4 protein-coding genes are annotated in these 4,620 nt (G+C 69.9%); 1 reads left to right on the forward strand and 3 read right to left on the reverse strand.

Features of this window, described 5'->3' with window-relative positions:
• The 3 genes from AC1MIR_RS15670 to AC1MIR_RS15680 form a co-directional block, all read right to left on the reverse strand.
• A partial coding sequence (locus AC1MIR_RS15670; protein ID WP_480029120.1) for an ABC transporter permease occupies positions 1-750 on the reverse strand: 750 nt, incomplete at its 3' end.
• A 68-nt stretch (positions 751-818) separates the two neighbouring features.
• Positions 819-2,390: an ABC transporter substrate-binding protein gene (locus tag AC1MIR_RS15675; protein ID WP_480029121.1), complete on the reverse strand. Its 1,572-nt coding sequence runs from the start codon at positions 2,388-2,390 to the stop codon at positions 819-821.
• Between the two features lie 113 nt (positions 2,391-2,503).
• Complete coding sequence (locus AC1MIR_RS15680) at positions 2,504-3,568, reverse strand: AI-2E family transporter (RefSeq protein WP_480029122.1); 1,065 nt, start codon at positions 3,566-3,568, stop codon at positions 2,504-2,506.
• A 119-nt stretch (positions 3,569-3,687) separates the two neighbouring features.
• Here AC1MIR_RS15680 and otnI point away from each other — a divergent pair, with 119 nt between their 5' ends.
• The gene (gene otnI, locus AC1MIR_RS15685; protein ID WP_480029123.1) at positions 3,688-4,467 is read left to right on the forward strand and encodes a 2-oxo-tetronate isomerase; all 780 of its coding nucleotides are present in this window, start codon (positions 3,688-3,690) and stop codon (positions 4,465-4,467) included.
• Positions 4,468-4,620: the final 153 nt, after the last annotated feature.

Below are 4,620 nucleotides of genomic sequence, written 5' to 3' on the forward strand. Positions count from 1 at the left end.
GGTGAGGGTGACCCCCGGCACCAGCGTGTTCTTCCGCGCTTGGCCTAAATTGCCGGCGCGGTTGGCCCGCCCGCGCGCGCGGGCGAACTTGATGTAGTCGGTGCGCAGCACCTCCAGCATCTCGGCGCGCACCAGGCGCATGATCAGCGTCATCTGGAACAGGCCGAGCGTGATCGAGGGCAGGATGAGCGCCTTCAGGCCGGAGGCCGTGAGGAAGCCCGTGCTCCACCAGCCGAGCTGGACCGTGTCGCCGCGGCCGAAGCTCGGCAGCCAGCCGAGCCAGACGGAGAAGGTGAGGATCAGCAGGATGCCGATCAGGAAGGTCGGCAGCGACACGCCGATCAGGCTGAAGGTCAGGAAGAAGCGGCTGAGCCAGGAATTGCGGTAGAGGCCGGTGTAGATGCCCATCGGCACGCCGACCAGCAGCGCCAGCGCCGCCGCGGTCAGGGCAAGCTCCAGCGTGGCCGGCGCGCGTTCGGCGATCAGCTCGATCACCGGGCGCGACAGCCGGTAGGACAGGCCGAACTCGCCCTGCAAGGCGTTCAGCAGGAAGGCGCCGAACTGCACGAAGAAGGGCTGGTCGAGCCCGAGGTCGCGGATCAGCGCGTCGCGCTGCGCCTGGGTGTAGTCCTGGCCCAGCATGATCGCCACCGGGTCGCCGACATAGGCGAACATCGCGAAGGAGATCAGCGCCACCGCGAGCATGACGGGCAGGGCCTGCAGCACGCGGGAGATGATGAAGGCGGGCATCGGGGTTCCATCCGCGCCGGCAGCCAGGGTTGTCGTGGCGGCTGGCTGCCGGCGCGGTCAAGGGTGTCTCAGTTCACGACCATCCAGCGGAAATAGGGCTGGTTGTTCGCCGCGTGCGGGATGGTGATGTTGCTCCGCATCGCCCAGGGGATCATCTGGTGGTGCAGCGGGATGTGCGGCACGTCCTCGCGGTAGATCCGCAGCGCCTCGCGGATGGCTTCCATCCGCTGCTCGCCGGACTGCGTCTTCATCCGCGTCACCAGCTCGTCCATGCGCGGGTTGGAGTAGCGGCCGTAGTTCCAGATGCCGTCGCCCTGCTCGCCGTTGCGCGTGGCCAGCAGCGACTGGAAGGAATAGAGCGCATCGAGCGTCGGCACGCCCCAGCCCAGCAGATAGATGGACGTATCCTCCCGCTGGATCTGCGGGAAGAAGGTGGCGAGCGGCTGCGCCTTCACGCTGGTCCGCACGCCGACGCGCGACCACATCGCAGCGATCGCCTGGCAGATCTGCTCGTCGTTGATGTAGCGGTTGTTCGGGCAGTCGAGCGTCACGCCGAAGCCGTTCGGGTAGCCCGCCTCGGCCAGCAGCGCGCGGGCCCGCGCCGGGTCGTAGGCCAGGCGCACATCCTCGCCCTCGGTGTAGCCGTTGACCTGCGGCGGGAAGAAGGTGCCGGTGACAATGCTCTGCCCGCGCATCGTGGTGCGGTGGATCGCCTGGATGTCGATCGCGTGATAGAGCGCCTGGCGCACCCGCAGGTCCTTGAAGGGATTTCGGTCGCGCACGTCGCTGTAGAGCAGCTGGTCGCGGTGCACGTCCATCGCGATGAAGATGGTCCGCACTTCCGGCCCCTCCAGCACGCGGATGCTGCCCGCGCTGCGCAGCCGGTTCAGGTCCTGCAGCGGCGGGTCGAGCACGAAGTCGATCTCGCCCGAGAGCAGCGCCGCGATGCGCGTCGCATCGGAGCCGATCGGGCGGTAGATGATCTCCGTCACGTTGCCGGGCGTCTGGTTGGGCTCGTTCCAGCCGAACCAGGCGTCGTTGCGGCGCAGCACGGTGCGCACATCGGGCTCGCGCGAGACCAGGCGGAACGCGCCGGTGCCGTTGGTGGCGCGGACCGTGTGCATCTCCTCGCGCTGGCGGGTGTTCTGCGGGCGGGTGGCGTTGTGCCGCTCCGACCAGGACTTCGACATCATGTAGAGCGAGGCGAACTTGTTCGGCAGGATCGGGTCCGGCCGCTTGGTGATCACGTCCACCGTGAAGTCGTCCACCTTCACCGCCCGGTCCACGGAATCGACGAAGATCCCGTAGTTGGAGGTCGGCTGCAGCGCGCGGGTGATGGAGAACACCACGTCGTCGGCCGTGAAGTCCTCGCCCTCGTGGAACTTGACGCCCTGGCGCAGCACGAAGCGCCAGCGGTTGGGCTCCACCTGCGTCCAGGAGAGCGCAAGCCCCGGGCGCAGCGTCAGGTCGGCGTTGCGGTGGATCAGCGGATCGTAGATCTGCTGCAGCACCATGGTCACGGTGCCGAGATTCTGGCTGTGCGGGTCCATGGTGTTCGGATCGCCCGAGGCCGACCACCGCACCGTCCGCGCATCGGCGGCCCCGATGCCCAGGGCCAGCAGGGCGGCCGCGGCCGCCAATCCCAATCGTCGCATCCCGTCGGATCTCCCCCGGTCGCCGCGCGGGTCGTCGCGCCCGCATCCGACCGAAGCGGGGTCCATATCCCGCCCCGACCCGGCCGAAAAGACCGGACTCAGCCCGTTCCGGCCGGCGGGGGCGGCCCGCCTGCCCAATCCCTGATCAGCGAGTATCCGACCGCGAGCAGGACAGGTCCCAGGAACAGGCCGAGGAAGCCGAAGGCCAGCACGCCCCCGATGGCGCCGAGCAGGGTCAGCAGTAAGGGCAGGTCGGCGCCGCGGCTGATCAGCCAGGGGCGGATCACGTTGTCCACCGAGGAGATGCCGGCCGCCCCGTAGATCGCCATGAACAGGCCCCAGCCCCAGTCCCCCTGCACGAACAGCCAGATCGTCGCCGGCACCCAGACCAGCGGCGCGCCGACCGGCAGGATCGAGATCACCCCCGCCACCACGCCGAGCAGCACCGGCTGCGGCACCCCCGCGATCCAGAGCCCGAAGGTGGTCATCGCCCCCTGCACCACCGCCGTGCCGAGCAGCCCATAGACGACGCCCCGCGTCACGTTGCCGGTCAGGTCCACGAGGTGCCGCGCCCGCGGCCCGGCGAGCTTTTCCATCAGCCGTTCGGAATGCAGCGCGATGGCCGGCCCGTCGCGATAGAAGAAGAAGGCCAGGAAGATGGCCAGCAGGAGCTCCGCGATGCCCGACAGCACCACGAGCAGCACCGACAGCGCGCTCTGCGCCAGGGTGCCGGCATAGGGCCGCAGCGCGGCGAACAGGCCGGACAGCGTGGCATCCAGCCCGGCGCCCCAGTCGGCGAGCCAGGGACCGATGAAGGGGATGTCGCCCAGGATGCGCACCGCATTCGGCAGTCCGTCGGTGAGCAGCGTCACCAGGCCGGCGCGCAGCGCCTCCACATCCTCGCGGCTGGTGGGCGCGGCGAAGGCGATCGGCAGGCCGATCAGCAGGAACTCGGCCAGCACCATCAGCAGCGCCGCCCAGCCGGGCGAGAGCCTCAGCCGGTCCCGCAGCAGCGAGAAGGCGGGCCAGGTGGTGAAGGCCAGGATCGCCGCCCAGAGCAGGGCGGAGAGGAAGGGGCGCAGAACCAGGAAGCAGCCGATGCCGAGCACCAGCACCGCCAGGAGCCCGATGACCTGGGCGGGTCGGATCTGGTCTTGCTGCATGCGCGAAGGGCCCTCGTACCGAGATGGCTTACCCGAAGCCGGGCGGCCACGCACCCGCCCGTCTTGCCTCGCCTCGCAGCGCGGGGCATGACCGCCGCCACCAGGAGAGGACCGCCAGGATGCCGCGCTTCGCCGCCAACCTGTCCATGATGTTTTCGGAGCTGCCCTTCCTCGACCGCTTCGACGCGGCGGCGAAGGCCGGGTTCAAGGCCGTCGAGTTCCTCTTCCCCTACGACTTCCCGGCCGCCGAGGTCGCGTCCCGCCTCAAGGCCGCGGGCCTCCAGCAGGTGCTGTTCAACGCGCCGCCGGGCGACTGGGCCGCCGGAGAGCGCGGCCAGGCGGCGCTGCCCGGCCGGCAGGCCGAGTTCCGCGAAGGCTTCCGCAAGGCGCTGGACTACGCCGCCGCCCTCTCCTGCCCGCGCATCCATGTGATGTCCGGCCTGAAGCCGGCCGGCGTGCCGCACGACACCATGACCGCGGTGCTGGCCGAGAACCTCGCCTGGGCCGCCGAGCAGGCGGTGCCCGCCGGCGTGAAATGCGTGATCGAGCCGATCAACCACCGGGACATCCCCGGCTTCTTCCTCAACACCACCGACCAGGCCGCGGCGATCATCAACGCGATCGGGCCCGAGAAGGTGGGCATGCAGTTCGACCTGTATCACTGCCAGATCACCGAGGGCGACCTGGTCAAGCGGGTGGAGAAGCACCTGGCGCTGATCGCCCACATGCAGGTGGCCGACAATCCCGGCCGCAACGAGCCCGGCACCGGCGAGGTGAACTGGCCCTTCGTGTTCAGGCGGATCGACGAGCTCGGCTTCCGAGGCTGGATCGGCTGCGAATACAAGCCGGCCGGCGAGACGGTCGCCGGGCTCGGGTGGTTCAACCCCTACCGGGGTTGAACCCTTTAGCGCGCCGCCGCGTCGCGGCGTCGCCCTCAAGCGCCGGCGGCGGCATCCGCCGCTTCGTGCCGCAAGGCACGCCCCTAGCGTAAGGCTCGCCGCATTGGCGGCGGGGGGGCGGGGCCGGCCGGGCATGTCCATGGGCCACGGCGC

It is taken from the genome of Falsiroseomonas sp. RANM36, from assembly GCF_056682175.1.

Coding starts and splice junctions, on each gene's coding strand:
- AC1MIR_RS15680 (WP_480029122.1), bottom strand. CDS start 3,568: ATGCAGCAAGACCAGATCCGACCCGCCCAGGTCATCGGGCTCCTGGCG.
- otnI (WP_480029123.1), top strand. CDS start 3,688: ATGCCGCGCTTCGCCGCCAACCTGTCCATGATGTTTTCGGAGCTGCCC.